This is a genomic window from Bartonella sp. AA168HLJHH, assembly GCF_042197365.1.
Lineage (GTDB): Bacteria > Pseudomonadota > Alphaproteobacteria > Rhizobiales > Rhizobiaceae > Bartonella.
This window is the reverse complement of the sequence record NZ_JBHIRS010000091.1, coordinates 1-594: the sequence shown is the minus strand read 5'-3', so window position 1 is coordinate 594 and position 594 is coordinate 1. Positions and strand designations below refer to the sequence as shown.

1 pseudogene is annotated in these 594 nt (G+C 39.2%); it reads left to right on the top strand.

Annotated features, from left to right (window positions below):
- A pseudogene (locus tag ACFINM_RS09915) lies at positions 1-594 on the top strand (filamentous hemagglutinin); the annotation flags it as partial.

Genomic DNA, 594 nt, shown 5'->3' with positions numbered 1-594 from the left:
GATGAAAATGGAAAACCTATAAAAGGCAGTGATGGAAAATATATCACTCTGTATCACTTTTTAAAGCCAGAGGAAGAAAAGCATTTACAAAAAGGCCCTAATGGTGCTGTTTATATGTTCTACAATGGCATTTTTAATTCACCAGATGAAGCAGCCGGTAATGCTGTCCAATTGGCTGTTAATAAAAATGGTCCCCTTTATTTTACATACTTTCCCCAAGCTGATGATGTGCTGGTAGAATTAGGGGTAGCATATTATCAAAAGTTTTGGGAGGGTAGCACTTGGGGATTGAGTAATTCGACCAAGAAGTTCCAAGATTTTATCTATCGTTATGGCAATGACAATGCTATTGTTAGTGGGCATAGCCGGGGTACCTTAACAATACGCAATGGAGCAAATGACTTGCAAGAACATGGTATCCACAGTGTAGCCAAGAAAACAGACTTCTATCTTGTTGGAGCGGCTGCTCACATGCAATCGATGGCCAATACAGTAGATTATCTAAGCGATGGCGAAAAAAATTATATCTACATACAAGGTCATATGTTAGACCCCATTAGTACAGTGATTGGTTACAATTGGCCTACGGCTTAT